We start from the raw sequence: 25,873 nt of genomic DNA on the forward strand, positions 1-25,873 counted from the left end.
ATCTGGCTCAGTTTTCCAGTAAGCGGAGTTCTGCGCCAAGTTTTATCGCATGTCTTGCGTTATTAACACCGAGTTTTTTCATTACATTACCCATATGAAATTTTACCGTGCGCTCTGCAATAGATAAAATAATAGCAATCTCAGCATATGTTTTGCCGTCGCTGACCCACTTAAGAATCTGTCGCTCACGCGGTGATAAAAAGGCATTCTTTTTCTGCTGGTGTTGACTATACAGATTGAGCGTCTTCTGGTGCAGATGAATAAGGAAACTCATGAATTTTGAACGATGTTCATCCATATCAAAATCGAAGTCCTTATTTCCAATAACAGATAACACGACCAGGTTATTCAGGTAATCATGCAGAGGAAATGTCTGTCCCCGATAAATGTTATATTGAAAACTTTCGTTGAAAATCCTGGTGAGATTGTAACCTTCTGACAAAATAACTTCATTTTCCCAAAAGTAGTCTTCAACGCAGCGCAAACCACGGATAATGACGGGATCGATAAACTGATATTTCCTTTCAAGATAAACATCAAACCACGCCGGGTTGTTGTTAATAATCTGCATCTGCGAAGGGTCTTTTTTATTCATAATAGCGTATGCATAGATAACACCCTTATAATCCTCAAAGAACGCATCCAGTTCATCCTTGATTAACGAATTTATCTTTTGGTCGTTGTAGTAGGTATCCTTCACGTCAGTTGCTACCTTCAGGTTTAGTGGCTTACAAGTATAATCGGGTTCATAAACTGCATTGAATCGTATGTTTACCCAACTCACTTATCGAAGTGACGACATCATACAGCAATATTGCACTCATTTCTGCCTTAAGACAGTGAGGACAGGATGGGTTCATGGGATTGCTGACGGTTATCGGGACGTTGACAGAACACCATGATCGATAGGAATAGCCGAATAAGTGTTGAGAGTCCGGGATAATGCAGGCCTGTCTGAAGCGACAACAGCAACTTTCCTGACAAATCCTCAGTAAGGAAATGTCACAAGATAGTGCACAGGCAATAGATTTTAAGAACCATAACCGCTTGATAGGCGGCAATTGCCTGGTGCAGATGCATCATTGCTTTACGCATTATCATTCTATCGCTGGTTTCAGGCATTCCCTGTAGGGTGTAAACGCCTGTTAAAGTCAGTTGAAGACACCAGACGATGTGTTGATCTGTTTCATGGCTTGTATACATGCTTTTAGACGTTAATACCTGTAGCCCGCATATTAACCAACGCCCGGCTGGTCTGGATGAAAAGAGCCATTAACATTGTGGTTTTGTTATGCCTGATTGTGGCGAACATGACTAAGCAGGCGTGTTATTCTGCAAGACTGATAAAATGAGTTTTTTCAGTGCGTTGTATCAGACCGGTTCTCTTATGTTCAGGTATGGCTCTGTCTTCAACAGGCGGGGATTAGGATCATGGATTTTCCAGCAGGTATTGACGCCTGCCACACGCCTTTTAAGCGAAGTGCTTCCTGGATTGCATCCTGTTTTTCTGATCCTGAGCTACTGCTGAACCTTCTTATTAATCCTTGCCAACTTTGCAAAACAAGAATTATATAAGTTGCCCCATCAAATATATCTACTTTCTGATGGCTATAATATTAACGCTTCAGCCCAAAGGGAATTATTTCTTCGCTCCAGCCTGATGCAGGCTTTGAGCAATCACTTTAATGTGCGAGGATTTAAATTCACTTGTAGGGTCAGATCACTATTTAAAGTGTGCACCTGAAACACAAAACCTGATCTGGTATCTGCTGAATGAGTCCATCGACATTTTAATATCTTTGGACGAATGTTCATAAGATATGTTCGGAATTTTTTGGCAGTTAAAACAGTGTTCTTGTGGCAGTAAAAGCTGAAAGAACTCACCTGCAGACGCAATGCTCAGCATCTGCAGGTGATGCTACGTTATTTACTGACTGGCGAAGCGTGAGTGTCAACTTCGATGTTTAACTCTTTTTTGCGCCCCATAACCAGCACCGCAATACCGCCGATGCCGCAGAGAATAGCCAGTGGCATCATTGCCAGCGTATGGCTGCCGGTCGCCTGATTAATGATGCCGTAAACGTTGACCATTAACCCTCCGCCAATCAGGTTCGCCATCGCACCGATAGCGGCCAGACCCGCAGCAGCGGTAGTGGATGACATCCATCCCGACGCCAGCGCCCAGAAAGGTCCTTTCATTGAGTAGGCACCAATTAATACCAGTGACAGGATGACAACACTGCCGGTCAGGCTGTTGGTGATAAAGGCGGAGAGCAGACCACCTGCAATCAGGAACAGCGTTAACGCGGTATGCCAGCGACGCTCGCCGCTCCGATCAGAACTTCTGCCCCATACAATCATCAGAATGGATGCCAGACCGTAAGGAATCGCATTGACTAAACCGGTGGTGAAGTTATCCAGCCCGAACGATTTCAGCAGTTGCGGAGACCAGACGCTCAGGGTTGATCCCGCCGCAGAAGCCCCCGCATAAATCAGTGCCATCACCCAGATATGCTTGTGACGCAGTAACTGCCATAGCGAGATATGACCAATCGCTTTTTTCTTCTCGTTTTCTGCCTGAATAGTCGTGCTCAGCCACGCTTTTTGTTCCTGATTTAGCCAGCTGGCATCGGTCGGACGATTACTGAGTAAGAAGAAAGCGGCAATCCCCAGAATCACCGCCGGAATACCTTCCAGGATGAACAACCAGTGCCAGCCACGCATGCCTAACCAGCCGTCGAGCGACAAAATCAGACCGGAGATAGGCGATCCTATAAAGTTCGCCGCCGGGATTGCCACCATGAACGTTGCAATCACACGCGCACGGTACTTGCCCGGAATCCAGTACGTCAGATAAAGAATTACACCAGGGAAAAATCCTGCTTCAGCTGCACCCAGTAAAAAGCGCAATATATAGAGCGTGTTGGCACTTTCAACAAAAGCAGTGCAGACCGAAATAATGCCCCACGACACCATGATGCGAGAGATCCAGATCTTTGCCCCAATTTTCTGCATGGCGAGGTTACTGGGAACTTCAAACAGGAAGTAACCCACAAAAAACAGGCTGCTTGCAAAACCAAATACGGCTTTCGACAACCCTAAATCTTCGTTCATCTGTAACGAAGCCATTCCGATGTTGCCGCGATCGATGATGGCAATCAGATAACAGACAATCAGAAAGGGCAAAATGCGCCAGACCACCTTCTTAACGGTCTGCTGCTCAATATCAGCAGAGAATGTCGTGATGTGCTGTTTTTCAGACATGATGATCCTCACAATTTTGTCATCGGCTTATGGGCAGTGGAGAAACCGGCTTGTTGTACTCTGTAAAACAGTAATGTACTGAGTAAAACCATTATCACGATAAAATCTTGCCCCTGCCTGAGGATGTAATGAGGTTGTGTTATTTGTCACAAAAAAGTACATGGCAGTTTTGTTTTATGTGACGGACATGTCGTTAACGGGGTGGCGTTCAGGGAATTTTTTACAAGTTTCCAGAGAAGCGCGATGGGCAGAAGGGTGAAGGCAATTTGACGGCTTATTGCAGATGGAAAGGTATTAACATCCGTAAAAGTTTGTCATGAGTGAGGTTATCAAAGCTGGCTGAGGGGGGAACACATCCAGTGCAACTCCCTGACAGTCTCGTTCTTAAAATCCCTGACCGAAAACGGCGAGTCTCGCCACACGATATCCGATAACGTCATTCTTCACTGCTGAAAACGACAGGCGATATCATGAATTTTAAAATCTCAGGCCTGGATGTCGGACCATTTACTCATCTTTTTGGACAGAGCGATAGCTATCTGAAAGAACACAACGCAATACGTCAAAAGGTGGAGTGCTATCCTGGTTATCCCGACAGAATCTCATTGTGTGATATTCCTGCGGGTGAAACCGCTCTTCTGATCAATCACATTTATCAGCCTGCAGACACACCCTATTTTGGCACGCAGGCGATTTATGTCTGGGAGGGATGCACCCGACAAGGCATTTACGTTAACGAATTACCCGAAGTCCTGCACAACAGAGTGCTGTCATTACGTGCTTATGATAAAAAACATTTTTTAATAGCGGCAGACATAGCTGAAGGAAACTTTGCTGAAGTTCTGCTGCGCCGTTTTTTTGCCGATCCGAAATTGAGTTATGTTCAGATACATAATGCGAAGCGGGGTTGCTATTCCTGTTACGCTGAGCGTTGTGAATGACGAGTAAACCTCTGATGCATCTGTCAGATCACCAAATCCTATTCTGATGACCATGAAGTGCTGGCATTTACAACGTTTTTATCACCATGCCAACCGCGGCCAGCATCATAATGGATCCTGCTGAACGGAAAAGGCGTCGTTGCGCTTTTTCACTGGTGAGGAGGTGGCGTATTCTGAGCGCAGCAAGTATAAAAACCGCGCCGACACTCAAAAGGACAATCACAGTTAGCGGCACCAGCATTCCTCCCCACATCTGTAACGATACATTATCAAGAGAGATAACCAGAGGCAGTATAGCCAGATAGAAAGCGATGGTTTTAGGGTTCCCAAGCGTTATGGTCAGCCCTGACAACCAGGCTGAAGCCAGTTCTCGTTTTGTTGCTTTCCGGGCAATGTTTATAGTCTGAGGCTGGTAACACCAGAATTTCCATGCCAGCATACATAGATAGAGTGATGCAGCCCAGTTAATCAGAGCGAAGACAGAAGTATAGGTATGAGCGATCACCGCCAGACCAAATACCGCTATAGATAAATAGATTAAGTCTCCGAGAATAAGACCAGCCAGCATTGTAAAGCCCGTCACTGCCCCGCCACTTACACTGCGAGAGACTAATGCAGTCATACCCGGACCCGGAATTGCGGCAGCTAAACCGAGCGCAGCCATATAAGATATTATCTGAGCGGTATCTGACATGATTATTCCTTTTAGTATTAAATTTCAGGAAGGTCTTTTTGATATGATTTCTTAAACATATCTGATCTGAATGAAAACGGAGTAACTCAGGCAGTAATAGCCTTAGTTATTTATTTAAATTCTTTTTTGTTAGTGGCGCGTGTATCTGGCTCCATTATTAAGCCTGCCTGTTTTAATGATATTAACTGCCATGCACCATCCGTTATTTTATCGATGTAACACTGCTGAACGTACATGACTCAATCTACATGGGCGCCTAAGAAAGATGGAGTATCCCATGCGCCATTTAAAATAAAGATTCCAGAATAGATTAAATGCAGATTCATATCCCCAGAAAATGTGTGTAATAACTTTTTGAGATAGTGAATTTATTATGCAGCAATAATGTGGAAATTTGTTACCTATATCATTTACTTAATGCGGATTTTTAGGTAAAAATTACCCTCTAAAGCTCTTAGAACGAAAGGAATTACCTCATATGGCTCTCAGCCCGACAGATATGAAAATCCTGTCAATTTTGCAGGACGATGCTCGCATCACTAACCAGGTTCTGGCAGAGAAAATAAACGTTTCAGCGTCTCCCAGCTGGCGCAAAGTTCGCAAGCTTGAGGAAGATGGAGTGATTCAGGGCTATCGTGCTGTTCTTGATCGTAAAAAGATTGGCCTGGGCGTGATGGTTTTTATCCGCGTCGTCATAGATAGTCATAGCGAGGCAGAGGCCAGAAAATTTGAAGAAGAAGTTACTGCGCTGGAAGATGTGGTTGCCTGCTATAGCATCGGTGGAGATGCAGATTTTCTGCTACAGGTTGTGGCGTCAGATCTGGATTCTTACGCTGATTTTGCCATGTCAGTGGTACGCAGATTGCCAGGCATCAAAGAAATGCAGAGCATGTTTGTGCTTAAAGAAATCAAACCACTCGTCACTTACCCTATTAAGAAAATCCCTGAATAAATATCACTTCAGGATTTTAGCAAAGCACACCGCATCTTTGCGATTCACGTAAGGTCCATAATTCTCAATGCGTTCATAACCCTTTCTCAGATAAAAATTTACAGCCTTATGGTTAACAGCGCGAGTTTCAAGCCAGATTTGGCTATAACCCATATCAAGGGCGGCGTTTTCCAGGAAAATGAGTAAAGCACTACCAATAGCCGGGGAACTACGATCTGAGAACATTCTTTTGAGTTCGGCAACATGTCCGGTTAATGGTCTGATTGCGCCACACCCTACTGCACCGCAGTTGTCGTTTCTGGCGAGTACCCAGAGCGATTTCTCGTTATCTAAGGAGTCCATGATGAAGTTACTGTTGCCACCATCACCTGTAATCGCCGCGAGTTCTGCTGATAATTTACTTATCAGCAGTTGAGACTCTGCTGAGCGAGGATCTGCTTTTTCGACCGTTATCATGCTACTACCCTTTTTGATGATTACCGTCAGGATAAAAGGAGATGAACCAAAATGCACCCCGGGCATTCTCCGCTACTCCTGATACCAGCCAACCCCGCACTTCGCATCTATAATTCAGTGTCTCAGGCCCATGCGTGCTATCCGGCCAGCCGCTCAGTCACCGTGTGGGTATCTGGAAATCGTGGTGTCAGCGATACATCGATATTCAATCCCCTGATGATGCCCGCCGGGTTTAACAAGCTCATCATTCACAGAATTAAGGAAGCCTCATGATCTTATCACTCGAAAATCAGGTTGCGCTGGTTACCGGCGCCAGCTCAGGTCTCGGCTATGCCTGCGCAGAAGCACTCGCCAAAGCTGGTGCCGGTGTGGTGGTTAACTATCACAGTCAGGCGGAACCTGCTGAAGAGTTGGTTGACAAAATCCGTGCAGACGGTGGACGCGCCATTGCAGTAAAGGGTGATGTCTCAAAGGAGGCTGACGTAGAAAATCTCTTTGCTCAGACGATTGCTGAATTTGGCAGGCTGGATATTCTGGTGGCGAACTCAGGGCTGCAGAAAGATGCGCCTTCCATCGAGATGTCGCTTACAGACTGGAATACTGTCCTGGATGTGAACCTGACCGGGCAGTTCCTTTGCGCTCGGGCTGCGCTGCGTCAGTTTCGTGACCAGGAGCACTGCCCGGAGATCAGTCGGGCTGTGGGTAAGATCATTCACATGAGCTCGGTGCATCAACTCATTCCTTGGGCCGGACATGTTAACTACGCTGCCTCAAAAGGCGGGGTTGATTTACTGATGAAAAGCCTGGCACAGGAAGTGGGTGAAGACCGTATACGCGTCAACTCAGTAGCACCTGGCGCTATCGCAACCGCCATTAACGAAGAAACCACTCAGGGCGAAGCGGGCAAAGCGCTGTTAAAACTCATCCCTTACGGACGTATCGGTGCGGCGGAAGATGTGGCGAATGCGGTGGTCTGGCTGGCAAGTGACCTTTCCGACTATGTTCACGGCACCACACTGTTTATTGATGGCGGAATGAGCCTTTATCCCGGATTTCGCGACAACGGCTGAGTCATACAGTACTTTACAAGCCTGGTGGCCGACTGATTGGTAACCTGTATGCCAGAAATATATCCGGAACGGGAAGTCCGGATTACGCGCTCCCGCTGCCGCAAATGAGACGCCAGCGGGCTGGGCAGTCCAGCCTGTGTCGCATTGGCTTCGTTCCAGTTAAACTGAAAAGCAATGCTCAATCCTCACAGGCATCCGGACGGAGCAAACGCGCCCGGCAGACCTCCAGAATCTCATCAGCGAGTCCGGAACCATCCGGACAGGCGCGCGAAAGCATCAATGCACCAACAAGCTGCGCAATGTTATTTATCAACTCTGCCCGCGTGATATTTTGGGATTCCAGGATGGCAATCTGTCGTTCAATCCCGGCCGCAAATGTCTCGCGGATTGATTCAGACTGCCGGGCTGCATCGGTACCCAGAGCCGACATCACGCACCCCTTTCCCATGTCATCGCGATGCTGACGGGAAAGGTAGTATTCAATAAACGCTTCCCGACTTACCCCTTCTGTTTTTTCTGCCGACTGCGTGAAACCACAGTTCATCGCCTCAGCTAACAAATCCGCTTTCGACCCAAAATGCTTGTAGAAACCGCCATGTGTTAACCCGGCAGCTGACATCAGTTCAGCGACGCCTACCCCATCGTAACCACGCTCACGAAAAAGCTCTGACGCCGTTTCAACGATCCGCAACCGGTTTTCGCGAACCTGCTCTTTAGACACTTTCATATTTTTTCCTCCTGAAACAGAACTCAAGCATACATTGATGATGACCATAATCAAACCAGTTGACTTTAATGATTATGATCATCATCATTAAATCAGTTATTCCTCCGAACCCTATTACAAGAGCGTACTCAGAATGAGCCAAAAACGTGTAGCACTGGTGACCGGCGCCTCTTCTGGCATTGGTGAAGCCTCTGCGAACAAACTTTTAGCAGCGGGTTATAAAGTGTATGGCACCAGCCGTCGTGGCCCACAGGCGAATAAACAGCCCTTTCCATTACTCACTCTTGATGTGACTGACGACGCTTCGGTAAAGGCTGCTATTAACGAATTGATGCAGCTTGAGGGTCGAATAGACCTGCTGGTGAACAACGCAGGCTTTGGCGTCGCTCCGGCAGCGGCGGAAGAGAGTTCTGTCGAACAGGCGCAGCATATCTTCGACACAAACTTTATGGGTATCGTCAGGCTGACACGCGCCGTACTGCCTTACATGCGTAGCCAGGGCAGCGGGCGCATCATCAATATCGGTTCCATTCTGGGGGTTGTGCCTCTGCCCTATGTCGCACTCTATTCGGCTAGTAAACATGCGGTCGAGGGGTATATAGGCGCACTTGACCATGAACTGCGCACTCAAGGCATTAGGGTTTCTGTCATTGAGCCGGCCTACATAAAAACGCAGTTTGAAGTCCACAATATCGAACCGGATGCGAAGCTTGAAGAGTATGAACTCATCCGGGCTAAGTTGAAGAAAGTGGTCGGTAAGGCTATGGCTGAAGCGGAAAGTCCGGATGTCGTGGCTGCGGTGGTGCTTAAAGCGGCCCAGTCCTCACGGCCAAAAATACGCTACACGGCGGGAACGCTCGCAGCAAAACTGAATTTCGTCCTCCGCTTTGCGCCTGCAACCCTGCTGGATAAGGTCGTGCGGAACAGCCTTCAACTCGATACGAGAGTCTGAAAATGAATTTTTTGGGACGGGCTACGGTGTGGGTGTTATTGCACAGGATGAATAAATGAAAACCAGGATGATGAAAGCCTTTACGTTTAAACGCTACGGAAAATCACCTGAGCTGGGATTTGATAATGTGGATTACCCTTGCCCCGGTCCTAATGAAATCCTGGTGAAAGTTTATGCTGTGGGCCTGAATCCCATAGACAACATGATCCCTACAGGAATATTCAAACCGGTTTTACAGTTTAAACTTCCAGCGACTCTGGGCAGTGATCTGGCGGGTGTGGTTATTGCAACAGGAAGTCGGGTAACGCATTTTAGTCCGGGTGATGAAGTGTTCGCCAGCATTTTCGACAGGGGCAACGGCTCACTGGCCGAGTTTGCCCTGGTCCCTGAAAGTCTCGCGGCCATCAAACCTGAAAATCTGGATTTCATTCAGGCTGCTTCGCTCCCGATGGTCTGCCTCACCGCCTGGCAGGGTTTCACAGAGAGAGCCCGTCTGCGGCCAGGGCAGAGGGTGTTCATTCCGGCAGGTTCGGGAGGAATTGGCAGCTTTGCGATTCAGCTGGCGAAATATCTTGGCGCAAAGGTCGCGACGACGACCAGTTCAGCTAATGTGGAGTGGGTCAGTCAGCTGGGCGCAGATCAAGTCGTTGACTATAAAAAGCAGGAATTCGAAAACGTGCTGAGGGGCTTTGATCTTGTCCTCGGCACGCTTCGGGGTGATTCGATTGAGAAATCTATGAACATCCTCAAGCCAGGCGGAAAAATAGTCTCTCTGATCGGGCCTTTAGACGTTAATTTTGCGCGTACCAGACAACTCAATATCGTCCTGCGGATGATATTTGGCCTGATGAGCCGCAGGATTTTGCGACTGTCAAAAAAGCGCGGTCTGGATTATTCCTTTCTTTTTGTTCGTCCTGATGGCAACCAGCTGGGCCAGATGAGCAATTTAATTGAAGCTGCAAAAATCAGGCCAGTGATCGACCGTGTGTTCCCTTTTGCAGAAACTCAGGATGCTCTTAACTGGCTTCAACAGGGACATGCAAAGGGTAAGGTCGTGATTAAAATTCATCATGAATAACAACCAGGATTTACATCAGAAGCGGAAATAATCATCAGCGCCTGGCGATAACGTCTGAAATCCGGATGCCGGGCCTTCTCACTCAGTACCTGCTCTCCATGTTTCACTTTCCTCATGTGCTCTGTGCTAATGTTGACGAAAAACAGGTTCCGCTCTGAGGATTGCACCATGTCTTTCTTTTATCAGCTCTCTGCCACCAGCCTGCAAGGCCAGCCACTCCCGATGGCCGATTATGCTGGCAAGGTGGTTCTGGTAGTGAACACCGCCAGTCACTGTGGATTTACACCACAATATGCCGGGCTTGAAACACTCTACAAAAAGTATGCTGCCCGGGGCCTGGTGATACTGGGTTTTCCCTGCAACCAGTTCGGTAAGCAGGAACCGGGAAATGCCGACGAGATCGCGCAGACATGCCATATCAACTACGGCGTGAGTTTTCCTGTGTCTGAAAAAGTGGACGTTAACGGTACCGCAACGCACCCGATTTTCCGTTACCTGAAAGAAGAGTTACCCGGCGTGCTGGGTGTCCGTATTAAATGGAACTTCACCAAGTTCCTGATTGGGCGCGATGGCAAACCCATCAAACGATTTGCACCGACAACGACGCCCGGGAAAATGGAAGCTGCCATTCTGGCTGCCCTTTCAGCGGGTAACAATGGGAATTAGCCCTCTACGAAGAAGATGAAATTAACGATGTTCTGAGCCCGACATTTATTATTCTTCGTGCCCTTATCAATCGGGATGTTACCTGCCGATATCAGCGAATACTCAGCCTGTATTTGCTTCGTAACCTGATACCTGCAAAAGCCTCAATGGGCAAATTGGTTAAGCTGATGATCATAATGGCGTCACAGGCACGCTAACCCGTAACGCTCTCCAGGTTATTTTTACGCAATCATCCCGCCATCAATCACCAGCTCGGTGCCGCTGATATAGCTGCTTTCATCGGAAGCCAGAAACAGTGCCGCAGCCGCCACTTCCTCAGGATGTCCCAGCCGCTTTGCCGGGATCCGGGCGGTCAGCGTCTGCCTGACTTCATCGCTGGCCCGGTCAAACATCGGCGTGTTGGTAGGACCAGGACTCAGCGTGTTAACCCTGATGCCGCGCGGTGCCAGCTCGCTATTCCAGGTGCGTGCATAAGACCGTACCGCAGCCTTGCTGGCGGAATAGCTGCCATAGCCGGGATTCGCTATCGCGCCCGCAACGGAACCCACCAGCACGATACTGCCGCCCTCACCCATCAATCGCACCGCGTGCTGCACCGTCAGCACCATGGCTCGCACATTCAGATTAAAAGCGCGATCGATGTGTTCTTCCGTGGTCTCTTCCAGGCTGGCCGGTTCAGACACACCTGAAGAGTTGACGAGGATATCGAGGCGACCCGCTCGGGTGCCAAGGGTTTCGAACAGACGCGCAAGGTCGTCTGTGCGGGTGATATCACCCTGAATGGCCTCGGCCTGACCGCCGATCAGTGCGACTGCCTCAGCCAGCTGTGCTTCGCGCCGGCCGGTGATAAACACGCGTGCACCTTCCTCTGCAAAACGACGAGCGACAGCAAGGCCGATACCGCTATTACCCCCGGTGACAAGGGCGACTTTTCCACTCAGTTTCATCATTGCGACTCCGGATAGAGGTTAGACACCCGATGGTATATTTATTATATTTAGTGTCAATTACGCACCTGATGTACACCAGATATCCTCAAGGAAACCTCATGGCAACTGACATCACTCAGCTACTGGCCGAGATCAACAGCACCCGCCCTGTCCTGGAACAGGTAGCGAATAAGTGGTCGGTTTTAATCCTCACCGTTTTATGCTCTCAGCCCTCGCGTTTTAATGCCATCAAGCGCAGGCTCGACCCCATCACCCATAAATCTCTGACAGAGGCATTAAGACGGCTGGAACGCAACGGGCTGGTGAGCCGCCGCGTGATTGCTTCATCACCAGTGGCGGTCGAATATGCGATTACCCCGCTGGGTCGGACATTGCAGGAGCCTTTTGTCGCGCTGGTGAACTGGGCAAAGCAACATGGAGGCGCCATGGAACAGGCGCAGGCGGGTTATGATGAAGGTCGGGATGACGAAGAATCTGCATGAACTTAGCCTGAGCACCGTTCCTGCATGATAGCGCAGGGTGATGAGCAGATAAGTGCAGGATAAGCCTGACAGGAGTCAAAGCGGAGACCCGCCATCATATACAACGGCTACTCCGCTGCTGGCTCAAAAAACTGATAAGAACCATCACGTCGTGCTTTAGCCTGGTACATCGCCTTATCTGCGTTTTCGAATAACATTTTGGCCGTTGCTGTCCCGAAGCGGGCAAGGCTGATACCAATCGCCGCGCCGATGCGTACATCCATATTATCGATGGCGAAAGGTGCCTGCAGACTGTCAATAATCCGCAGGGCAATCGCGGACGCGGCTTCGTGATTGCTGCACTTAGCAGCCACGACAAACTCATCGCCACCCAGGCGCGCCACTGAATCGCCCGGACGCATACAGTGTCGCAGTCGTTCACTGACCTGTTGCAGCAGGGCATCGCCAGTCGCGTGACCCATCAGGTCGTTCACCGCCTTGAAGCCATTCAAATCGATAAACATCACCGTGGTGTAGGCCTGATCGTCTGCCTGCGCCAGCATGAATTCCACCTTCTCGTTAATCCAGGCACGATTGTGCAGCCCGGTCAGCGTGTCCAGGGTTGCCAGCTTCTCAAGATTACGCATCCGTTCTTTGTCCCGCGTGATATCGCGCGATACCAGCACGGCACCAATATTTTTTCCTGAATTAGGATTGATGACGCCACAGGCTTTGGTACCCAGTGAGATGTAATGGCCGTCGCGATGCAGTTTGCGAACCTCAACAACATCCGGCAGTACCCCGCCGCTGAAGATACATCCCAGCGCTTCGGTGGCTAATTCGCGGTCATCCGGGTGCAGGAAATCCACCACCAGTTGCCCCACAACCTCTTCGGTGGTCCAGCCTATGATTTCGCTGTAAGAGGGAGAGATTGATACGTATCTGCCTTCCGCGTCACAATGGGCAATCAGATCGGTACTGTTTTCAATCAGAAGGCGATACTCCGCCGCCGTGCGCAGCGCATCTTCCAGGGCTTTACGCTGCCCGGTCACATCCAGAATAAAGCCGTTGTACTGCAGATGGGAGGTGCCAGGCTGGCAATCCGGCAGGCCGGAAACAAGGACCCGGCGCGTCTGGCCATCCAGACAATGGATCGGCACTTCAATATGGAAAGGCGTCAGCAATTCCAGGGCTGCAGTCAGTTGCAGCGCGATCTTTGCATCGTCGTCAGCCTGCGCCAGTCTCAGCCATGAACTCAGCGTCACGCCCTTAAGTTCAGGCATCAGACCCGCAGGACTCTCCTGACTGGCGATGCAGATCCCCCGGGCATCCGTAGACCAAACAGCGGTAAAAGAAGGTTTGATCATTGGGTTCATGGCGGCCGGCTCCGACGTTGCTGACGATGTTAAATAAGTTCAATACACGTCGCTACAGACCTGATTATAACCGTTAATGCCTGCCTGCAGCTGAGGAAGGCTATGGATAAGGGTTCAGTATTGCGGGCCGTGATAAATCCTGGCGGAAACTGAAGCCTTTCCGGCAGCGGTTTCTGAGGTGCCCTCTCCTGTGGCATTACGCAAAGCTGTCAGGCTGCAGTATCAGAAGTATGAGCCTGTTTATATCGGCTCATCGGGGCATAATCTTTAATCACAGCATGTTGTCTGAGGGCTGTGAACCCTGAAACAGGCTGAACATCGCTGCCTCAGTAAATCCCTGCGGGTTGCGGGGTTTCACTCAGTGACATTATTCCGGCTGGCTGAAGAACGGGGTAAAAGATAGCCGGGCCGACAAAGGCTATAACGCTGACCATTAATTGCGCCTCACAATTTGTTAATTTTTTTACTCATAGAAAAGGCGCTGACTGAAAGAGCCATTCGGGCCTTTCTGAAAATTTCTTCAGGACAGTCACGATCTAATACCCGGGAAGATGTATAAAAACGCTTTTAATACAGAATAATAATGGCGCTTAACTTGTAAAAAACTGCACATCGTGGCGCATTTCTATTCTCAGGGCAGCAGTAAAAAGCCTGTAAAAAATTTCTCTCGCCTCACCTGCAGCTTAATCTTTTCTTAAGATTAATCCTATAACATCCCCGCTGTATTAGCCCATGTTGGGCTTTTCCGGAGTATCACCCTATGCAAAATAACAACACAGCTTCTCACGCTCTGAGTAAAGTGCCGGCCGTTACCGCGGCGTTCTGGTTGACCAAAATCGCTGCGACTACCCTGGGTGAAACCGGCGGCGATGCGGTGACGATGTCGATGAATCTCGGTTATCTGACCGGAACACTGATTTTCGCCATCATCTTTCTGGTCGCTGTCGTGGTGCAGATCAATCGCAACAGCTTTAACAAATGGATCTACTGGTTCACCGTCGTGGCGACGACCACCGTCGGTACAACGATGGCGGACTTTGCCGATCGCTCACTGAACATTGGGTATCTGGGCGGTACGCTGCTGCTGAGCACTCTGCTGATCCTCTCTCTTTTCCTCTGGAAAATGACCTGTGGAACGGTTGCAGTGAGTTCGGTAAGCAACGGTGTAACTGAGAGTTTTTACTGGGTCACCATTATGTTTTCTCAGACACTGGGCACCGCATTGGGTGACTGGACGGCAGATAGCGAAGGCCTGGGTTACGATGGCGGGATCCTGCTGTTTGTCGGCGCGCTGGCGATCATCTGGGCGGCAAGTCGCTTTACCTCCCTTTCACGCACCGCGCTGTTCTGGGCAGCCTTTATCCTGACCCGGCCACTGGGTGCCGTTGTTGGTGACTTCCTGGATAAACCCCTTGCTTCGGGCGGACTGGCGCTGAGCCGCTATGGCGCCTCGCTGACGCTGGCACTGATCATCATCGCTTTTCTGGTGGTGCTGCCACAGCGCCCGGCAATGAAGACTGCTCCTGCGAATTAAAAAGCGCTACCGGAAGATTTACAGGTCACGCTTCTTCCTAAACGTAGTCAGGGCCGCCAGTAATGGCGGCTTTTTTATTATCTGGTCTGTCATCGTCCGCGCAGGCTGTTAAATCAGGCTGGCCGCTCGATGGAAACGATAAGCCCTTCATGGGCAGCAGAGAGAGCGGGCAGACTTTCTGCTGGCTCCTGCATTTTCACCCGAAATGCTGTGTTGCTGGCATCCAGGAAAACGGTCCTAAGATGTCGGTTGCAGATAAACCAGATTTCATCGCGGTCATTAGAAAGAATGTAGTAAGCATCCGAGGTTTCAGAGGGGTTAAAGCAGCCCAGCGCGCGATAAGCGGTCTGCGGGGTAAAGCCACTGGAAAGCGGCAGCGGCCGGGGGCCATGCGCTAACTCTTCGATCCTGAGGTAAAGTCCCTGTTCAAGCCACAGCATAGTGTCACATCCTGGGTGTAGAGGAATCGGGCTGAGCATGCCGGCTGGTTTAAAGGTAATACGAATGCCCGTTTACCGACCAGCTCAGACAATGGGTAATTTTTCTGGCATTCAGAAGCGTTATCCTGATCTGAGCATAGCAGCGGGGTGTTATTATGCTTTTTTATCTTTGTCTGGCCCCCGTTACTCAAGCCGGCTGGCAATCAGCCGCAGCTGTTCTGCAATCTGCTTTAAATCTCGCTGCTGTTGTCCGGCGATACCGGTCGAGTTGCGCACCACCAGCTTTGCGGGCAGAATTGAGGAGGAACGCTGCTCATCCTGCTCACTGGCCAGCAACAGACGGGCAACCGCCTCTTTACCCTGCAAATCGAGATCAAGTGACACCGTGGTCAGCGCCGGATGGAAAAAGGCACTTTCATAGGTGTCATCGTAGCCAATTACCGAAATCTGACCTGGCACCGCCACACCGCGCTGATGCAGCGCACTCAGCACGCCCAGCGCCATCTGATCGTTGCCCACCAGCAACGCACTGAACTCCGGCGCTTCACGCAGCAGTTGCAGCACGCCATTGTAACCACTCTGCGCATCCCAGTTACCGTGGCTGATGCTGACCGGCTTCAGACGGTAGCTTTCCAGCGTGTCGAGCCAGCTCTTTAAGCGCAGATTGGCGGAGACCGACTGCTCAGGACCCGCCAGCAGGGCAAACTCGCGATGCCCCTGCTCATAGAGATATTTAACGCTGGCACGGGTGCCATCAGCCGGGTTAAACGAAACGTTAAACACTGCGCTGTAGGGATCAACATCAAGGAACAGACAGAGAATATCGTCGTTCTCCTGCACAACCTGCTCAGCAGCGCTGCTCTCCAGCGGGACATTAATGATCACTTTATCCACCCGCTGAGACTTCAGCTCATTGATGCAATCCTGCAGACTTTGATTGACGTTCTCATCAATCATCGCGATCAGCACCTGGTAGTCCGCAGCATTCGCATAACGTTTAACCGCAGCGGCTACCTGCGAGGGCGCATGCAACGCCAGCGACGTCGTTACCAGACCCAGGGTTGTGCTCTGCTTGCCCACCAGCTGCTGCGCCAGCCGGTTAGGCACGTAGCGCAGCGTCTCAATTGCCTGTTCCACCTTGCGACGTGTTGATTCCGAGACGTTTGCCGACTTATTAAGAACCCTTGATACCGTCTGATACGACACGCCAGCATGACGGGCGACATCCTCTAAGGTGGCATTTTTTGATTTCATCATTCGCATCCCTGATTACCGATGGCGGAATGTTATCACAGCCCTGATGTCAGCCAGACTACCGCAGTCACATTGCGCGAATAAAAAGTAAAAGTAATACCTTCACATTGTGAAATTTGGTGATCTGATTCACTAATCGTTACAGATTGCGGCACTTTATTTGCAGTGCATCACACATTATCGCGATTTTATTTGTCACTCATCTGACAAAAAGCGTTTACTGCCGCTGTCATGTGAACGTATTACAAATAAAATTGAGGATAACATGGAAACAAGGTTACGTACTGCTGCTGTGGCGCTTGCTGCGGCCCTGACCTCCCCGACGCTCTATGCCGCCATCGACAACATCGATTTCCATGGCTATCTGCGTGGTGGCGTTGGCGTCTCACAGGATGGCGGTATTGAAGAGTATCAAAAGAACAAGGTTGGCCGTCTCGGCAATGAAGCCGACACTTATGGCGAGGTTGAGCTGGGCAGCGAAGTCTACAAAAAAGATGATGTCAGTTTTTACGTCGACACCATGGTCAGTATGTTCTCCGACGGCTCAAACGATAACGAAACCACCTTCGGCGACGATGCGCAGTTTGGCCTGCGTCAGCTCAACCTGCAGATCAAAGGCCTGGTGCCGGGTGATAAAGATGCGGTGATCTGGGGCGGTAAACGCTACTACCAGCGTCACGATTTGCACATCATTGATACCAAGTACTGGAACATCTCGGGTTCAGGTGCCGGTATTGAAAACTACACGCTCGGTCCGGGCGCTATCTCCTTTGCCTGGATTCGTGGCGATGCGAATGACGTGGATTACCGTGTCGATGGCGACAACGACGTCAACATTAACTACCTCGATCTTCGCTATGCCGGCTGGAAACCCTGGAACGGTGCCTGGACCGAGTTTGGTATCGATTACGCCATGCCAAACACCACCAACAAACAGAAAGAATATGGTGGCCTCTATGACGCAGATAACGGCGTCATGCTCACCAGTGAAATCAGTCAGGACATGTGGGGCGGCTACCAGAAACTGGTGTTCCAGTACGCCAACAAAGGTCTGGCGCAGAACATGATTTCGCAGGGCGGCGGATGGTATGACATGTGGAATGATACTCAAAACGCCACTGGCTACCGCGTGATTAACACCGGTCTGCTCCCAATCACCGATAAGTTCTCCCTGAATCAGGTCTTTACCTGGGGATCGGCGGACGATGTCACCGCGCAGACCAGCAAAAGCACCCTGCTGTCACTGGTGGGTCGTGGTCAGTATCAGTTTACGCAGTATGTTCGCGGCATCGGTGAAGTTGGTAGCTTCTGGCAGAAAGATGAAAACAAAGTGGGCAGCGACTACAAAGCGGCGGGACAGAAATATACGCTGGCGCTGGGTCTGGCAGCCGGTCCCGAATTTATGTCTCGTCCTGAACTGCGACTGTTTGCCTCTTACCTGAATGACTCAGAGGATGGACACAGCTTTAAAGACAACACCAGTAATAATAACTGGAACTTCGGCGTACAGGTCGAAGCCTGGTGGTAACCGCGCAATCTCCTCATTGCGATCATTATTGAGCTCTTATGCAGGGGCTTATTTGGATAACCGGCGACGGTTATCCATTTTTTTATGCGTATTTCCAGGGCGGCTGTTACTCCGGTTTAAAGAAACGTTCTTCCAGCAGCTGACGCAGCTGGTCGGACTGCTTACCAAAGATCGCATGCACCTCACGCCCCAGGATCACCACACCAATCGCCCCGGCTTTCTGCAATCCCGCCGTGTCTACGGCTTTCAGCGATGTCACCTTCACCCGCAGCCGGGTTATACAGGCGTCCACCTGCTGAATATTGTCACGTCCGCCAAAACACCCGACAAGCCGCTCCAGTAATGCGTTGTCTATCTCAACCTCTTCTGCCGTTATCGGCTGTCGGCTGAAATATTGCTTAAACGATTTCAGACTCACCATGTTGTTCTCCTTCAGATGATAAAAAGGCGGGCTGCTGCCCGCCACTCACGACTGATAAATGAAAACGAGAGGCACAGGCTCGGGACCGCTCACAGAATATACACTCTTCGTGCACCCATCCTGCAATCAGGCTCTGAAAAACCTGCCCCTGAGTAGCCCTACTCCAGCGGCACACTCAAAACCCGACATCCCCACGGCCCCAGCGTCAGCGACTCCCCCACACCCGAGCCATCGACCAAATCACTCAGCCCGGCAGGCAACGACACCTGCTGCACCTGCGCTGTAAAGTTCTGCACAAACAGAAACGCCTGCTCGCCATCGGTACGGCGCTGCACCACCACGCCCGGCGGCAAATCACTCGCCAGCGCACGCGGCAATCCCAGCTGCTTAATCAACGCACCATAAAAATCCCGATGGAACGGCAGATCATTACGCGACGCGATATACCAGGCTTTACCCTGACCGACCCGATTCACCGTCACCGCCGGGGTTCCGGCATAAAAATCACTCTCGTAACTGGCCAGCGCCGTGGCCCCTTCGAGATGAATATGCTCGCAAAGCTCCCGCGCCTGATATGGCCCGCTCAGACCCAGCTCATTGCCGCGTACCCCGCGCACGCCGTTACACTCCTCATCCGTCAGACTGTCGATCTCTTCTGACCAGATGCCGAGCAGCGGCCGCAGCGGACCCGGGAATCCTCCCAGATAACAGAGATCGCTCTCATTCACGATGCCGCTCCAGTAGCTGGCCACAAAATGCCCGCCCCGCTCAACATGCGCTTCTGCTCGCGCCGCAAAACCGTCGCGCACCATATACAGCATCGGCGCTATTACCAAATCGTAACCGCTGAGATCGCTATCGCCGTTAATCACATCTGCCGCAACGCCCTGCTCCCAGAAAGCCCGGTAGTGCTCGTTCACCGTACGCTCATAATGCAGACCAAGATTGCGTGGACCCTGCGCATTATCCATCGCCCAGCGACTCTCCCAGTCGAAAATAATCGCGACGCGCGCCTCAACCCGACTGCCCATCACCGGCGTCATCGCTGCCAGCATCCGGCCCAGCTCACTCACTTCACGCCCGGTTCGCGTATCGATATGACCGACATGATCGACCACCGCGCCGTGAAACTTCTCGACCGACCCCCGACTCTTGCGCCACTGGAAATACTGCACCGCGTCCGCACCATGCGCCACTGCCTGCAGTGAAGAGAGAATATGCATCCCCGGCTTCTTCAGCTTACTGGTTGGCTGCCAGTTCGTTGAGCCCGGCGTCGATTCCATCAATACAAACGGTTTACCCTGCTTCAGGGTGCGCATCAAATCGTGGTACATCGCGGTGTAACAGGCGAGCGTGGTCTCATCCTTCTCGTTGTGCCACATCGGGTAGCTGTCCCAGGAGATGAAATCCAGCGCCGGTGCCAGCTTCCAGTAATCGTAGTCGTAGAAATACTCCATGAAATTGGTGGTCGCGGGCAGATCGGGATTCGCCTGTTTCAGCGGCTTAATCTCCTCACGACAGAAGTCAGTGACCTGATCGGTCATAAACCGCCGCCAGTCCAGATTCAGACCATGAATCGACATCTCGCCCTGCGGTGCAGGCGACGCAATCTGTGACCAGTCTGTGTAGGTATGACTCCAGAAATCACTCCACCAGGCGAGATTCAGCGTCTCCAGCGTCTCATAGCGACGCTGCAGCCAGCCGCGAAAGGCCTGCTGACAGCGATCGCAATGACACTCACCACCATACTCATTAGAGATATGCCAGCCGACCACCGCCGGATGATGCGCATAACGCGCGGCCAGGCGGCTATTCATCGCCTGCACTTTCTGGCGATAAACCGGCGAGGTCATACAGTGATTATGACGGCCACCGTGCAGGGCGGGAACGCGATCCCGCCCCACGCGCAACACCTCCGGATACGCCTGCGACATCCAGGCAGGCCTGGCCCCGCTCGGTGTGGCGAGAAACACGGAAATCCCCTGCAGCCACAGCGTATCGATTACCTCATCCAGCCAGCCAAACTCATAGCGCCCCTCTTCCGGCTCCAGCTTCGCCCAGCTGAAAATACCCACTGACATCACGTTACAGTTCGCCTGCTTCATCATCGCGACGTCGTCATCAATAATGCCCGGCTGGTGCGCCCACTGTTCCGGATTGTAGTCAGCACCATGCAGCAGCCGGTTAACCCGGGCGCTCAGCGGGGGAAATTTATTCATACCTGTTCCTCAGAGGAAGAGATCAGCGTTAATGCTGATAGTTAATGAAAAACCTGTAGCGAAGGCAGCGCCTTGCCGTGACAGTCAAACAGCGCCTGGTTCTCGCGAGCGTTACCCTGTTTCCATTCGTCGTGGATATATTTCATGCCAGCGGGCGTAGCCCAGGTATTGCCGGGCGCGGGGATCCACGCCGGTTCCCAGTAGACCACGCCCTTGCCGCGATGGTCCGGCACCGCCAGCACCGCTTTAATCAGGTCATGCAGATAGGCCGCCTGGCCCTGTACCGTGCCGGGATAGCCGCCTGCCTGCTCCTCTTTTGCCTGGAAACTGTTCTCGGCGTTGTCACAGTTTTCCAGCGTGTAGCCATAGGCGGCTTCCACCACCATCACGTCTTTGTCATAGCGCCGGGAGATATCATCCATGTTGGCTTTCAGGGCGCTGATGGGGCCGTTCCAGTAGGTGTACATCGACAGGCCAATCACATCGAACGGCACATCACGCTTAACGATTTCATCGAACCACCAGCGGAAGGTATCGTTTTTAGTACCCTCAGCCAGATGCAGTATGATCTTCACCTGATGCGGATCGCTGAGGTTCTCGCGCAGCCCGCTGATGCCCGCCTTCAGCAGGCCCGCCAGCCGATCAAACTCGCCGCCGTTCTGGCCCCAGCTCTTGCCTTCCGGCCAGAGCATGCCGCCGTTAAGCTCGTTGCCAATCTGCACGATATCCGGCAGCACCCCTTCCGCTTTAAAACGGGCGATAGCGTCGCGGGTATAGTCATGCACCCGCGTTTCCAGCTGCGGAAAGGTCAGCGACTGCCAGGCTTTGGGCTTGAACTGCTTGCCGGGATCGGTCCAGAAATCGCTGTAATGAATATCCAGCAGCAGCTTCAGTCCCGCCGCTTTCACGCGCTTCGCCAGCGCCAGCGTAGTCGCCAGATCGTTGCCGCCACCGCCGTAGGTGTGACCGCTGCCGTCAGTGGGATCGACCCACAGCCGCAGCCGGATAGTGTTGATGCCGCTGGCTTTCAGAATGGCGATAGCATCCTGCTGCTGGTTATCCACGTTGTAGAACTTCGCGCCCTGCTTCTCCAGTTCAGCCAGCGAAGAGATGTCCGCACCTTTAATAAAATCGGCGGGCCACGGTCCGGCAGAGGCGATGACAGGCTGTTCGTCGGCGAGCAGCGGCGTCGCCCAGGCCAGCGCCAGGGCGAGAATTAATGTTTTGGGCATCATGATTTATCCTTTAGTACTGCCTGAAGCCAGGCCGGAGACGAAGTATTTCTGCAGCGCCAGATAGAACACGGCTACCGGCACAGCGATCAGCACGGCTCCGGCCGCATAGGTGGTGTAACTGGCACCCATTTTCTGCGACACGAGGTTGTAGAGGCCAATCGGCAGCGTAAACTGTTCCGGCGTGCGCAGAATGGTGCTGGAGAGAATGAAATCGCCCAGCGGCCCCGTGAACGAGAAGAGCGCAACGACGGCCAGAATCGGCTTCGACAGCGGCATGATGATCTCAATAAAGATGCGGAAATTGCCCGCGCCATCCATGCGCGCTGACTCATCCAGATCTTTGGGAATCGAATCGAGATAGCCCTTCATCAGATAGGTGTTCATCGGGATCATCCCGCCGACATAGATCAGCACCAGCGCCAGGTGGCTGTTGATTAATCCCAGCAGCTGCGACAGGACGAAGATCGCGATAAGCGCCGAAAACTGCGGGATCATCTGCAGCAGCAGAAACAGCATCAGTCCGTTCTGCCGTCCCTTAAACCGAAAACGGGAAAAGGCATAGGCGGTACAGCTGACGCTGATGAGCGTCAGTACCATGGTCAGGAAACTGATTTTCATCGAATTCCAGTACCAGGTCAGGTAAGGCACCGTGCCGTTGAACAGGTCGCGATAATGCTGTAGCGACGCATTCTCCGGAATGATCGAACTGCTGAGCAGACTGTTGCCCGCATTCAGTGATGCCCCTACCGTCCAGACCAGCGGATAAATGATGATGGTCGAGACGGCCAGCACCACCAGCCAGGTCAGCGACAGGCGTATCCACCTTTCGCGTTTAATACTGCCGGACTTCGCCATAACTGCTCCCTTACGCCATCTCATCTTGTTTAAACGACCGGGTCGCGCGGAACTGCCACAGCGCCAGACCTACCACGAAAATCGACAGCAGAATGGTGATCGTGGCGGCGATAGCATATTGCGACGACGACATGGTGAGCTTGTAGATCCATGACACCAGGATATCCGTGCCTCCGGCATTCGATCCCGCTACCGCCGGACCGCCGTTGTTAAACAGATAAATGATATTGAAATTGTTAAAGTTGAAGGTGTATTGCGTGATAATGATCGGCGCAATGGCGTAGAGCACCAGCGGCAGCGTGATGGTTTTCAGCCGCGTCCAGGCGCTGGCGCCATCCATGATTGCCGCCTCATAGAGGTCGTCCGGGATCGCCTGCAGCACCCCGGTGGTCATCGCAAAGACAAACGGGAAGCCGAGCCAGGTCTGCATCATAATCAGCGCGGTTTTGGTCCAGAACGGATCGGTCATCCAGGCTTTCGGCGCGATGCCAAAGAAGTCGAGAATCGCGTTGTTGATCACCCCAAAGCTGTCGTTGAACATCCCGGCAAACACCAGAATGGTGACAAAACCCGGCACCGCCCACGGCAGGATAAAGATGGTGCGGATCAGCGGTTTAAAGCGCAGGTCTTTCTGATTGACCAGAATCGCCAGCATCACGCCGACGGTGCACTGCAGCGTGGTCGCCAGCAGCGTCCAGACCACCGTCCACTGCAGCACATCGAAGAAGGTGGAGCGCCAGATCGACAGCGTGAAAATGTTGATGAAGTTTTTGAATCCTACCCAGTCCACCAGCTTCGCCGGCGGCGTGTGATAGAGGTTGTAGTTGGTGAAGGCGATAGCAAAACCAAACAGAATCGGAAACACCACCACGAACACCAGCAGAATAAAGCCCGGCGAAATCATCAGGTAGGGGAAGCCGTCGCGCAGCAGCAGCTGATACTGCTGACGCACGCTGTTAAGCGGTTGCCCCCTGTCGCGCTTAACGCCATTGACCCAGGCATCGCGCACCGACAATCCCCAGACCGCCACGCCGAAGGCGGCGATCAGCACGCTGATAATTCCCTCCGCCAGCAGGAAAATGGAGTTATCGCGCGGCACCGATTCACCCAGCGTGTATAGCCCCCAGAATCCTTCACGCAGAAAATCGTGGAAGACGCCGGTAAAACTGCTGAGCAGAATCAGAAAGCACAGGCCTTTCGCCCACTGGCGGTGATAAAACTGGCCGAAGCCAGGCAGCAGTGCCAGCAACGCACCGGTCGTCGCATGACGACGCGGACGCTTAGCGGTCACCAGATGTTCATCGGAAGATATAGCCACACTCTGATCCTTATCCTGTACGGTTATCCCGTGAACCGGCATTACTGGTTGCTGGCCTGCATCGCTTCAATCTGCATGGTGATCTGTTTCACCGCGTTATCCAGCGCCGCTTTTGGCTCCTGCTTGCCGGAAACGCTCAGCTCCAGCGCCGCATTGGCCGGGCCCCAGACTTCCTGCATCTCTGGCACACCCGGCATGGCTGAGGCGCGCGCCGCCTGCACCGCGACCGCGTTGGCTTTCTCATCATCTTGGATAATCGGATCGTTCATCAGCGCAGTAACCGGTGGGATCTCCTGAGTTTTCTGGTAGCGCTCTTTCACGTACTGCGGCTGGTTGATAAAGGTAAGGAACTTCTGTGCCAGCGCCTGATCTTTGCTCCAGGTCGATACCACATAGCCTTTAACGCCCAGGAAGGAGCTCATCGGCTTGCCGTTTGGCAGCAGTGGCAGGGGCGCCACGCCGTAGTTGATCCCGGCCGCCTGATAGGGCTGGAACGCCCACGGCCCGTTGATCACCGCCGCCGCTTTCTTCTCGGTAAACAGCGAGTCGATAGCGTTAAGGCCGTTGTCGCCCATGATGCCGCCAGGCAGCAATCCTTCGCTGAAGAAGCGCTTAAGGTACGTCACCGCCTCCACGCTGCCTGGGGTGTTCAGCCCGATATCCTGCGTGTTAATCACGCCTTTTGCGTCTTTACCAAAAATGTAAGACCCCATTGGTGCCATCACGCCCCAGCTGTAGTAGATCTGGTCGAACTTCGCCAGCAGGCCATACTGTTTTGCCTCGCGCTGCTTCTGCGAGAACGCGCGATACTCATCCAAAGTTTTAAGCGGCGCGGGCAGCAGATCTTTGTTGTAGATCAGCACCAGGGTTTCAACCGCCTTAGGCACGCCGTAGACCACGTTATTCTGTGTAAACGCGGCCATTGCCGAAGGCGTATAAGCGCTCTGCTCTGCCGCATCGATTTTCAGCGGAGCCAGCAAGCCCTGCACCACCGCACTGCCGAGCTGGTCGTTGGGGATCACCAGCACATCCGGGCCGATACCTGCCGGACCATCCAGACGCAGCTTCTCAATCTGCTGCGCAAAGGGCATCTCCTGCACTTTCACTTCAACGCCGTACTGTTTCTGAAAATCGGCGATCGCCGTTTTGATGCCGTCCGATTTTTTAATGTCTTCCCAGACGGTGAGTTGCTGAGCGGCCCAGACGGATTGATTAAGCATCATGGCTGACAGAAGTAGCGTAACGCTGATTTTGATTTTCATTACCGGCCTCGTGTGAAGGTATGACATTTTTACTGTCATTTGCTGTTGTTCTTTTTTCAGACACATGCTGAACAGGGATTCATCGGTCATATAAAACGTGAATAACGTATCGCATTTACGCCATACGCTACGCGGAATGCGTAACGTGCTCCAGCCCGTTCGCACCAATGTGTGATCGGTATTACAGAAATCAAAAACAGCGATAGGGCGCGCCCTGACG

General features: G+C 51.9%; 24 protein-coding genes. 9 read left to right on the forward strand and 15 right to left on the reverse strand.

Translation table 11 applies throughout. From position 1 onward, the window contains the following. Positions 1 to 7: 7 nt before the first annotated feature. Both EGO56_RS20785 and EGO56_RS20795 read right to left on the reverse strand, forming a co-directional pair. Positions 8 to 700, reverse strand: a complete 693-nt coding sequence (locus tag EGO56_RS20785; protein WP_135910911.1) for a LuxR family transcriptional regulator — start codon at positions 698 to 700, stop codon at positions 8 to 10. Between the two features lie 1,223 nt (positions 701 to 1,923). Continuing rightward, on the reverse strand, positions 1,924 to 3,264 hold the full coding sequence (locus EGO56_RS20795) for an MFS transporter (protein WP_135910913.1): 1,341 nt from the start codon (positions 3,262 to 3,264) through the stop codon (positions 1,924 to 1,926). Between the two features lie 470 nt (positions 3,265 to 3,734). Between EGO56_RS20795 and EGO56_RS20800 the strand changes: the two genes are divergently transcribed. After that, a complete protein-coding gene (locus EGO56_RS20800) occupies positions 3,735 to 4,205 on the forward strand; it encodes a DUF1203 domain-containing protein (RefSeq protein WP_135910914.1) in 471 nt (156 codons plus the stop codon). Between the two features lie 67 nt (positions 4,206 to 4,272). On the opposite strand, the gene EGO56_RS20805 is transcribed toward EGO56_RS20800, so the two are convergent. Then, positions 4,273 to 4,899 carry a LysE family translocator gene (locus tag EGO56_RS20805; protein WP_135910915.1) on the reverse strand — a complete coding sequence of 209 codons (627 nt, stop codon included), beginning with the start codon at positions 4,897 to 4,899 and terminating at the stop codon, positions 4,273 to 4,275. Between the two features lie 478 nt (positions 4,900 to 5,377). Here EGO56_RS20805 and EGO56_RS20810 point away from each other — a divergent pair, with 478 nt between their 5' ends. Continuing rightward, on the forward strand, positions 5,378 to 5,851 hold the full coding sequence (locus tag EGO56_RS20810) for an Lrp/AsnC family transcriptional regulator (protein WP_135910916.1): 474 nt from the start codon (positions 5,378 to 5,380) through the stop codon (positions 5,849 to 5,851). 3 nt (positions 5,852 to 5,854) lie between these two features. On the opposite strand, the gene EGO56_RS20815 is transcribed toward EGO56_RS20810, so the two are convergent. Further along, positions 5,855 to 6,307, reverse strand: a complete 453-nt coding sequence (locus EGO56_RS20815; protein ID WP_135911041.1) for a GNAT family N-acetyltransferase — start codon at positions 6,305 to 6,307, stop codon at positions 5,855 to 5,857. Positions 6,308 to 6,576: 269 nt separating this feature from the next. Here EGO56_RS20815 and EGO56_RS20820 point away from each other — a divergent pair, with 269 nt between their 5' ends. Then, positions 6,577 to 7,377 carry an SDR family oxidoreductase gene (locus EGO56_RS20820; protein ID WP_135910917.1) on the forward strand — a complete coding sequence of 267 codons (801 nt, stop codon included), beginning with the start codon at positions 6,577 to 6,579 and terminating at the stop codon, positions 7,375 to 7,377. A 178-nt stretch (positions 7,378 to 7,555) separates the two neighbouring features. On the opposite strand, the gene EGO56_RS20825 is transcribed toward EGO56_RS20820, so the two are convergent. Beyond that, on the reverse strand, positions 7,556 to 8,104 hold the full coding sequence (locus EGO56_RS20825; protein ID WP_135910918.1) for a TetR/AcrR family transcriptional regulator: 549 nt from the start codon (positions 8,102 to 8,104) through the stop codon (positions 7,556 to 7,558). A 133-nt stretch (positions 8,105 to 8,237) separates the two neighbouring features. Here EGO56_RS20825 and EGO56_RS20830 point away from each other — a divergent pair, with 133 nt between their 5' ends. The 3 genes from EGO56_RS20830 to EGO56_RS20840 all read left to right on the forward strand — a co-directional run bounded on the left by EGO56_RS20830 (position 8,238) and on the right by EGO56_RS20840 (position 10,800). Next, complete coding sequence (locus EGO56_RS20830; protein ID WP_135910919.1) at positions 8,238 to 9,056, forward strand: oxidoreductase; 819 nt, start codon at positions 8,238 to 8,240, stop codon at positions 9,054 to 9,056. A gap of 55 nt (positions 9,057 to 9,111) precedes the next feature. Then, on the forward strand, positions 9,112 to 10,134 hold the full coding sequence (locus tag EGO56_RS20835; RefSeq protein ID WP_135910920.1) for an NADP-dependent oxidoreductase: 1,023 nt from the start codon (positions 9,112 to 9,114) through the stop codon (positions 10,132 to 10,134). Between the two features lie 168 nt (positions 10,135 to 10,302). Then, a complete protein-coding gene (locus EGO56_RS20840) occupies positions 10,303 to 10,800 on the forward strand; it encodes a glutathione peroxidase (protein ID WP_135910921.1) in 498 nt (165 codons plus the stop codon). 221 nt (positions 10,801 to 11,021) lie between these two features. Here EGO56_RS20840 and EGO56_RS20845 read toward each other — a convergent pair whose 3' ends face one another. Beyond that, the gene (locus tag EGO56_RS20845) at positions 11,022 to 11,750 is read right to left on the reverse strand and encodes an SDR family NAD(P)-dependent oxidoreductase (RefSeq protein ID WP_135910922.1); all 729 of its coding nucleotides are present in this window, start codon (positions 11,748 to 11,750) and stop codon (positions 11,022 to 11,024) included. Between the two features lie 98 nt (positions 11,751 to 11,848). On the opposite strand from EGO56_RS20845, the gene EGO56_RS20850 reads away from it, so the two are divergent. Continuing rightward, a complete protein-coding gene (locus tag EGO56_RS20850) occupies positions 11,849 to 12,232 on the forward strand; it encodes a winged helix-turn-helix transcriptional regulator (RefSeq protein ID WP_033784966.1) in 384 nt (127 codons plus the stop codon). 107 nt (positions 12,233 to 12,339) lie between these two features. Here EGO56_RS20850 and EGO56_RS20855 read toward each other — a convergent pair whose 3' ends face one another. After that, positions 12,340 to 13,587, reverse strand: a complete 1,248-nt coding sequence (locus EGO56_RS20855) for a sensor domain-containing diguanylate cyclase (protein ID WP_135910923.1) — start codon at positions 13,585 to 13,587, stop codon at positions 12,340 to 12,342. A gap of 760 nt (positions 13,588 to 14,347) precedes the next feature. Between EGO56_RS20855 and EGO56_RS20860 the strand changes: the two genes are divergently transcribed. Further along, positions 14,348 to 15,121 (forward strand): COG4705 family protein, encoded by a 774-nt coding sequence (locus tag EGO56_RS20860; RefSeq protein WP_095708042.1) that lies wholly within the window; start codon positions 14,348 to 14,350, stop codon positions 15,119 to 15,121. A gap of 113 nt (positions 15,122 to 15,234) precedes the next feature. Here EGO56_RS20860 and EGO56_RS20865 read toward each other — a convergent pair whose 3' ends face one another. Both EGO56_RS20865 and EGO56_RS20870 read right to left on the reverse strand, forming a co-directional pair. After that, positions 15,235 to 15,561, reverse strand: a complete 327-nt coding sequence (locus EGO56_RS20865) for a hypothetical protein (RefSeq protein ID WP_135910924.1) — start codon at positions 15,559 to 15,561, stop codon at positions 15,235 to 15,237. 183 nt (positions 15,562 to 15,744) lie between these two features. Further along, positions 15,745 to 16,815, reverse strand: a complete 1,071-nt coding sequence (locus EGO56_RS20870; protein ID WP_135911042.1) for a LacI family DNA-binding transcriptional regulator — start codon at positions 16,813 to 16,815, stop codon at positions 15,745 to 15,747. 265 nt (positions 16,816 to 17,080) lie between these two features. Here EGO56_RS20870 and EGO56_RS20875 point away from each other — a divergent pair, with 265 nt between their 5' ends. Next, the gene (locus EGO56_RS20875; protein WP_135910925.1) at positions 17,081 to 18,343 is read left to right on the forward strand and encodes a maltoporin; all 1,263 of its coding nucleotides are present in this window, start codon (positions 17,081 to 17,083) and stop codon (positions 18,341 to 18,343) included. A 106-nt stretch (positions 18,344 to 18,449) separates the two neighbouring features. Here the strand turns inward: EGO56_RS20875 and EGO56_RS20880 are convergent, their stop codons facing one another. From EGO56_RS20880 to EGO56_RS20905, 6 genes are all read right to left on the reverse strand, one after another. Beyond that, entirely contained in the window at positions 18,450 to 18,764 is a 315-nt protein-coding gene (locus EGO56_RS20880; RefSeq protein ID WP_135910926.1) for a PTS sugar transporter subunit IIB, read from the reverse strand. Positions 18,765 to 18,922: 158 nt separating this feature from the next. Further along, complete coding sequence (locus tag EGO56_RS20885) at positions 18,923 to 20,983, reverse strand: beta-galactosidase (protein ID WP_135910927.1); 2,061 nt, start codon at positions 20,981 to 20,983, stop codon at positions 18,923 to 18,925. A 41-nt stretch (positions 20,984 to 21,024) separates the two neighbouring features. Further along, positions 21,025 to 22,218 carry a glycoside hydrolase family 53 protein gene (locus tag EGO56_RS20890; RefSeq protein ID WP_135910928.1) on the reverse strand — a complete coding sequence of 398 codons (1,194 nt, stop codon included), beginning with the start codon at positions 22,216 to 22,218 and terminating at the stop codon, positions 21,025 to 21,027. A 3-nt stretch (positions 22,219 to 22,221) separates the two neighbouring features. Beyond that, the gene (locus EGO56_RS20895) at positions 22,222 to 23,073 is read right to left on the reverse strand and encodes a sugar ABC transporter permease (RefSeq protein WP_061060563.1); all 852 of its coding nucleotides are present in this window, start codon (positions 23,071 to 23,073) and stop codon (positions 22,222 to 22,224) included. Positions 23,074 to 23,083: 10 nt separating this feature from the next. After that, complete coding sequence (locus EGO56_RS20900; protein ID WP_420371904.1) at positions 23,084 to 24,433, reverse strand: carbohydrate ABC transporter permease; 1,350 nt, start codon at positions 24,431 to 24,433, stop codon at positions 23,084 to 23,086. Continuing rightward, entirely contained in the window at positions 24,433 to 25,653 is a 1,221-nt protein-coding gene (locus EGO56_RS20905) for an extracellular solute-binding protein (protein ID WP_135910930.1), read from the reverse strand. The genes EGO56_RS20900 and EGO56_RS20905 overlap by 1 nt, the downstream gene beginning before the upstream one ends. Positions 25,654 to 25,873: the final 220 nt, after the last annotated feature.

The organism is Pantoea vagans, from assembly GCF_004792415.1.
GTDB lineage: Bacteria > Pseudomonadota > Gammaproteobacteria > Enterobacterales > Enterobacteriaceae > Pantoea > Pantoea vagans.

What these genes read in the sequence shown, in the direction of transcription:
- EGO56_RS20905 (WP_135910930.1), bottom strand. Translation starts at nt 25,653, where the DNA reads ATGAAAATCAAAATCAGCGTTACGCTACTTCTGTCAGCCATGATGCTT.
- EGO56_RS20900 (WP_420371904.1), bottom strand. Translation starts at nt 24,433, where the DNA reads ATGCCGGTTCACGGGATAACCGTACAGGATAAGGATCAGAGTGTGGCT.
- EGO56_RS20820 (WP_135910917.1), top strand. Translation starts at nt 6,577, where the DNA reads ATGATCTTATCACTCGAAAATCAGGTTGCGCTGGTTACCGGCGCCAGC.
- EGO56_RS20810 (WP_135910916.1), top strand. Translation starts at nt 5,378, where the DNA reads ATGGCTCTCAGCCCGACAGATATGAAAATCCTGTCAATTTTGCAGGAC.
- EGO56_RS20885 (WP_135910927.1), bottom strand. Translation starts at nt 20,983, where the DNA reads ATGAATAAATTTCCCCCGCTGAGCGCCCGGGTTAACCGGCTGCTGCAT.
- EGO56_RS20845 (WP_135910922.1), bottom strand. Translation starts at nt 11,750, where the DNA reads ATGATGAAACTGAGTGGAAAAGTCGCCCTTGTCACCGGGGGTAATAGC.
- EGO56_RS20800 (WP_135910914.1), top strand. Translation starts at nt 3,735, where the DNA reads ATGAATTTTAAAATCTCAGGCCTGGATGTCGGACCATTTACTCATCTT.
- EGO56_RS20860 (WP_095708042.1), top strand. Translation starts at nt 14,348, where the DNA reads ATGCAAAATAACAACACAGCTTCTCACGCTCTGAGTAAAGTGCCGGCC.
- EGO56_RS20805 (WP_135910915.1), bottom strand. Translation starts at nt 4,899, where the DNA reads ATGTCAGATACCGCTCAGATAATATCTTATATGGCTGCGCTCGGTTTA.
- EGO56_RS20825 (WP_135910918.1), bottom strand. Translation starts at nt 8,104, where the DNA reads ATGAAAGTGTCTAAAGAGCAGGTTCGCGAAAACCGGTTGCGGATCGTT.
- EGO56_RS20830 (WP_135910919.1), top strand. Translation starts at nt 8,238, where the DNA reads ATGAGCCAAAAACGTGTAGCACTGGTGACCGGCGCCTCTTCTGGCATT.
- EGO56_RS20840 (WP_135910921.1), top strand. Translation starts at nt 10,303, where the DNA reads ATGTCTTTCTTTTATCAGCTCTCTGCCACCAGCCTGCAAGGCCAGCCA.
- EGO56_RS20890 (WP_135910928.1), bottom strand. Translation starts at nt 22,218, where the DNA reads ATGATGCCCAAAACATTAATTCTCGCCCTGGCGCTGGCCTGGGCGACG.
- EGO56_RS20865 (WP_135910924.1), bottom strand. Translation starts at nt 15,561, where the DNA reads ATGCTGTGGCTTGAACAGGGACTTTACCTCAGGATCGAAGAGTTAGCG.
- EGO56_RS20895 (WP_061060563.1), bottom strand. Translation starts at nt 23,073, where the DNA reads ATGGCGAAGTCCGGCAGTATTAAACGCGAAAGGTGGATACGCCTGTCG.
- EGO56_RS20835 (WP_135910920.1), top strand. Translation starts at nt 9,112, where the DNA reads ATGAAAACCAGGATGATGAAAGCCTTTACGTTTAAACGCTACGGAAAA.
- EGO56_RS20875 (WP_135910925.1), top strand. Translation starts at nt 17,081, where the DNA reads ATGGAAACAAGGTTACGTACTGCTGCTGTGGCGCTTGCTGCGGCCCTG.
- EGO56_RS20795 (WP_135910913.1), bottom strand. Translation starts at nt 3,264, where the DNA reads ATGTCTGAAAAACAGCACATCACGACATTCTCTGCTGATATTGAGCAG.
- EGO56_RS20870 (WP_135911042.1), bottom strand. Translation starts at nt 16,815, where the DNA reads ATGAAATCAAAAAATGCCACCTTAGAGGATGTCGCCCGTCATGCTGGC.
- EGO56_RS20850 (WP_033784966.1), top strand. Translation starts at nt 11,849, where the DNA reads ATGGCAACTGACATCACTCAGCTACTGGCCGAGATCAACAGCACCCGC.
- EGO56_RS20855 (WP_135910923.1), bottom strand. Translation starts at nt 13,587, where the DNA reads ATGAACCCAATGATCAAACCTTCTTTTACCGCTGTTTGGTCTACGGAT.
- EGO56_RS20880 (WP_135910926.1), bottom strand. Translation starts at nt 18,764, where the DNA reads ATGGTGAGTCTGAAATCGTTTAAGCAATATTTCAGCCGACAGCCGATA.
- EGO56_RS20815 (WP_135911041.1), bottom strand. Translation starts at nt 6,307, where the DNA reads ATGATAACGGTCGAAAAAGCAGATCCTCGCTCAGCAGAGTCTCAACTG.